A 4,369-nucleotide genomic window follows, 5' to 3' on the forward strand; every position below is an offset into this window, starting at 1 on the left:
ATACGGGCGTGCTGACGGAACAGATGTTCGTCAGCGTGTTCAGCGAGATCGCAGCGTTCCTGAGGGGCTAGACCCAAATCACCTTAGGTGCGCTGCCCACCCGCTCATACCGGCAGCAGCGCATCCGGCTTCACGTCGCCGATCGAGGCGTAAGTGTGCGTCTCCTTCACGCCGGGCAGCGGCAGGATGACCCGGGTCAGGAAATCCTGATAGGCGGCCATTTCGGAGATGCGCGCCTTCACCAGATAGTCGAAGCCGCCGACGACCATATGGCATTCCAGCACCTCTGGCGACTTGATCACCGCCTCGGCAAACCGCTCGAAAATATGCGGCGCCGTATGGTCGAGACGAACCTCGATGAAGACGAGCGTGCCACGCCCGATCTTTGCCGGATTGAGCACGGCCCTGACCGCGGTGATGTAACCCTCGCGAAACAGCCGCTTTACGCGCAGGCTGGTGCCGGTCGGCGACAGGCCGACACGCGCCGCCAGATCAAGTGTGGTGCGACGCCCATCCTCCTGCAGCAGTCGAAGAAGATTGCGGTCGACCGCGTCGAGATCGCTGGCTTCCGGATTCACTTCAGAACGCCCCTTATAGCGTGAATATCGCTACGATTTCCAAAAAGGAGCGTATTTCAACACAGCGAACTGAACAAGAGCCTGCACTTTCATCGTGCCGGTGGTCCGCCCGGACGACATATGGGTGACAGTGTGGCAAGCGAACGAGACTCGGGAAGCACGACACTGGCGATTTTCGCCGGCCTGACCATGATCGGCATCTATGCCATCCAATTCGTCGCCGCCCGCTTCAGCCTCCGGGAGCATCTGACGGCGACGGACCTAGCCGTCTTGCGCTTTGGCGGCGCCGCGGTGGTCTTTCTGCCGATCGCCTGGCGCGGTGGCTTCGCAGGCATGAGAGCGCTTGGCTGGCGACGAGCCTTGGCCTTGGCGGCGCTGGCCGGACTGCCTTATCCGCTGATCATCAATTGGGGTCTGACCTATGCCCCTGCCGCTAATGCGGCGGCGCTCTGCCCAGCATCAATCGTCTTCTTCTCGTTCCTGCTGTCGCGCATCGTGTTCCATGACGGCGCTTCGCGGCAACGGACCATCGGCGTCCTCGCGATCATCGCCGGCCTGTTCCTGTTCCTCGCGCCGGCGCGAGGAACAGGCAGCGTTCTCTTCGGCGACATGCTTTTCATCGGATCGGGGCTGATGTTTTCGACCTATGCCGTTCTTGTCAGGCGCTGGCATGCCGATCCCGTCCCGGCGACGGCCGCGGTGGTGCTCCTGTCCTGCCTGCCGCTGCCGGTTCTCTATCTCTTGGCGCCAAGCCAAATCCATGCAGCGGCCGTCGGGGAAATCATCGGTCAGATCGTGATCCAGGGGATTCTGGCCGGCGCGGCGGCCATGTTCCTCTATACCTACATCGTCCGGCAATTGGGGCCGCAGGCGGCATCGCTGTTCCTGCCCGGCATACCGATCGCCACGGTGGTTGTCGGCATGGCCGTACTCGGCGAAACGCCGATGACGATCCAGGTCGCAGCCATAGCCATCATGGCCGCCGGGATGGGCTTGTCAGCGATCGGAGGGCGTATTGCCAGCAGACGTCTCAGTGAACCGGCGCCGGGAGGATCGTGAGCCTTCGGCCGCGCGGCAAACACACTTCAAGGGCCGGCAGTTGAAGGCGTCGGCGCGAACAACTCGGCCAGCGTCTCGCGGCTGCCTTTGAGAACGTTGAGATCGACATCGCCTTCGATGCCGTCGACGCGGCCCATATTGTGATACTGCCAGTAGATCCAGTCGTTTTCGCGCGGCCTGATCGCCAGCGAACGCAGCCAGCGCCGGCGCGCGATGATGGTTGCGGAATAGGCGTCGGCCGCTTCATCGGTCAGGTAGAAGATCGCCTGCTTGCCGAAGGCCGCCTCGACCGGGCCGAGGAAAGCGGCAAGCTCGGTGTTCAACTGCTCGGGCGACGGCCGTTGCGGGCAGTTGCCGCCGAACTCGATGTCGACCACCGGCGGCAAAAGCGGTTCGCCGCGCGGCACCACAGCGATAAAATTCTTCGCTTGGTCGGCGCCCGGCCGGCAGAAGGTGAAGAAGTGATAGGCGCCGACCGCGAGGCCGGCCGCGCGGGCTTCGCGTAGGTTCGTGGCGAACAGGGTGTCGACATGGGTGCCGCCTTCGGTGGCCTTGATGATGGCGAAGGCGACATCGTCGGCCGCGACGCGCCGCCAGTCGATCTTGCCCTGATGATGCGAGACGTCGATGCCCCGGATCGGGAATTCCTCGCGATCCGGCGAAAAGCCACGGAACCAGAAATAGGCGCCGGCCGCGACGGCACAGGCGACAACCACACTGGCCAGGCCCCAGAAAACGATCCGCTTGCCCAAGACCACCCCCCGTCCGAAATGCTGTTAGGCCTGAACCAAGAAGCTGACCGGTGGCTTTTTCCGCCAGCGGCGAAAGCTCAGCCGCGCTCCTTCAGCAGTCGGCCCTTCTCGCGCGACCAGTCGCGCTGCTTTTCGGTCTCGCGCTTGTCGTGCAATTTCTTGCCGCGGGCGATCGCCAAGAGCAGCTTGGCGCGGCCGCGGTCGTTGAAATAGATCTTCAGCGGCACCAGCGTCATGCCCTCGCGCTCGACGCTTTGCGACAGCTTGGCCATCTCGCGCTTCGAGACCAGCAATTTGCGGCGCCGGCGCGGCTCGTGGTTGAAGCGATTGGCCTGCAGGTATTCCGGCAGATAGGAATTGATCAGCCAGATCTCGCCGCCCTCGGCGGAGGCGTAAGATTCCTGGATGTTGGCCTGGCCCTGGCGCAGCGACTTGACCTCGGTGCCGGTCAGCACCAGGCCGGTCTCGATCGTGTCGAGCACCTCGTAGGAGAAGCGCGCCTTGCGGTTTTCGGCGACCGTCCTGTTGTTCGGGTCGGCTTTCTTGACTTGATTCATAATGCGGAGAGGTGGCGCCTCATCCCTAATTAATCAAGCCGGCATGCTTCATCGCCTGGTCGATCTTTTCGGCCGTCGAGGCCTCGATCGTCACCAGTGGCGAGCGCACCACGTTTTCGACCTTGCCAAGCTTCGAGAGCGCATATTTGGCGCCGCACAGGCCGGGTTCGATGAAGATCGCCTTATGCAGCGGCAAGAGCCGGTCCTGCAGCTCGAGCGCCTTGGCACTGTCGCCGGAGAGTGTCGCTTCCTGGAATTCGGCGCAGAGCCGCGGCGCGACATTCGACGTCACCGAGATGCAGCCCACGCCGCCATGGGCGTTGAAGCCGAGCGCGGAGGCATCCTCGCCCGAGAGCTGGATGAAGTCCTTGCCGCAGGTCATGCGCTGCTCGGAGACGCGCTCGACCTTGCCTGTCGCATCCTTGACGCCGACGATGTTCTTGAAGTCGTGCGCCAGCCTGCCCATCGTCTCCGGCGTCATGTCGATCACCGAGCGCGGCGGGATGTTGTAGATGATGATCGGCAGCCTGGTCGCCTTGGCGACGGCGGCGAAATGCGCGTAAAGGCCGCGCTGCGTGGGCTTGTTGTAGTAAGGGGTGACGACAAGGGCGGCATCGGCGCCGGCCTTCTCGGCATATTGCACTAGTCCGACCGCTTCCTCGGTGTTGTTGGAGCCGGCGCCGGCGACGACCGGAACACGGCCCTTGGCCACCTCGATGGCGACCTTCACGACCTGGCGGTGCTCCTCATGCGACAGCGTCGGCGACTCGCCTGTGGTGCCGACCGGGACGAGGCCCGTGGTGCCCTCGGCGATCTGCCATTCGACGAAAGCGCGAAAGGCTTTCTCGTCGAAACGCCCGCTCTTTTCGAACGGTGTGACGAGCGCGGTCAGCGAGCCTCTCAGCATATCTTCCAAACTCCTTGGAACTTTGTCTGTTTACGCATGTCGTTATCCCAAAACCGGTTCCCACTTTTGGGCGACATGCGTCTGTTTTGTTTGCGCGCCTTCTAACCGAAAGCGAAGCCGCGCACCATAGTCTCGACATGGTTTAGCGGCAAGCATCGGCGTAGTGCCAGCAAGCGCAATTCGAACGGCCTCGATAACCTTTTGTTTACGAGCCCTTCACGACCTAAGTCTAGGCTTTGCATCGGGTTCTCTAGTGCCCGCGCCTGCTGACGATGTGCTAGGATTGCAACCATGCCGACGAGGCGGCCTCATCTCTTCGCGCTTTTCGGCGCGATCGTCGCGCTGACGCCCACCATGGCGATCGGCGGCAGCGTCGACGCGCGCGTGACGGCTTCCATCCCGGCGCCAGACGTACCTCAAGCGCCTGGCCAGATGCCGGCCGTCCTACCCACCGACATCGCGCAACTGAAGAGCGGCCTCGACGCGCTTGCCGCCAACAACATTGCCGGCGCGCGC

At 63.1% G+C, this 4,369-nt stretch carries 5 protein-coding genes and 1 pseudogene; 2 read left to right on the plus strand and 4 right to left on the minus strand.

From position 1 onward, the window contains the following. Nucleotides 1–104: 104 nt before the first annotated feature. The gene (locus tag EOA24_RS28825; protein ID WP_126078323.1) at nucleotides 105–578 is read right to left on the minus strand and encodes an Lrp/AsnC ligand binding domain-containing protein; all 474 of its coding nucleotides are present in this window, start codon (nucleotides 576–578) and stop codon (nucleotides 105–107) included. A 120-nt stretch (nucleotides 579–698) separates the two neighbouring features. On the opposite strand from EOA24_RS28825, the gene EOA24_RS28830 reads away from it, so the two are divergent. After that, nucleotides 699–1,637, plus strand: a complete 939-nt coding sequence (locus EOA24_RS28830; RefSeq protein WP_245467158.1) for a DMT family transporter — start codon at nucleotides 699–701, stop codon at nucleotides 1,635–1,637. Nucleotides 1,638–1,663: 26 nt separating this feature from the next. Here the strand turns inward: EOA24_RS28830 and EOA24_RS28835 are convergent, their stop codons facing one another. From EOA24_RS28835 to dapA, 3 genes are all read right to left on the minus strand, one after another. Then, nucleotides 1,664–2,389: a GH25 family lysozyme gene (locus EOA24_RS28835; protein WP_126078324.1), complete on the minus strand. Its 726-nt coding sequence runs from the start codon at nucleotides 2,387–2,389 to the stop codon at nucleotides 1,664–1,666. 77 nt (nucleotides 2,390–2,466) lie between these two features. Next, complete coding sequence (gene smpB, locus EOA24_RS28840; protein ID WP_041002108.1) at nucleotides 2,467–2,946, minus strand: SsrA-binding protein SmpB; 480 nt, start codon at nucleotides 2,944–2,946, stop codon at nucleotides 2,467–2,469. A gap of 25 nt (nucleotides 2,947–2,971) precedes the next feature. Then, the gene (gene dapA, locus EOA24_RS28845) at nucleotides 2,972–3,853 is read right to left on the minus strand and encodes a 4-hydroxy-tetrahydrodipicolinate synthase (protein ID WP_126078325.1); all 882 of its coding nucleotides are present in this window, start codon (nucleotides 3,851–3,853) and stop codon (nucleotides 2,972–2,974) included. A 291-nt stretch (nucleotides 3,854–4,144) separates the two neighbouring features. On the opposite strand from dapA, the pseudogene EOA24_RS28850 reads away from it, so the two are divergent. Further along, a pseudogene (locus tag EOA24_RS28850) lies at nucleotides 4,145–4,369 on the plus strand (lytic transglycosylase domain-containing protein); the annotation flags it as partial.

Source organism: Mesorhizobium sp. M2A.F.Ca.ET.039.01.1.1 (genome assembly GCF_003998035.1).
Taxonomy (GTDB): Bacteria; Pseudomonadota; Alphaproteobacteria; order Rhizobiales; family Rhizobiaceae; genus Mesorhizobium.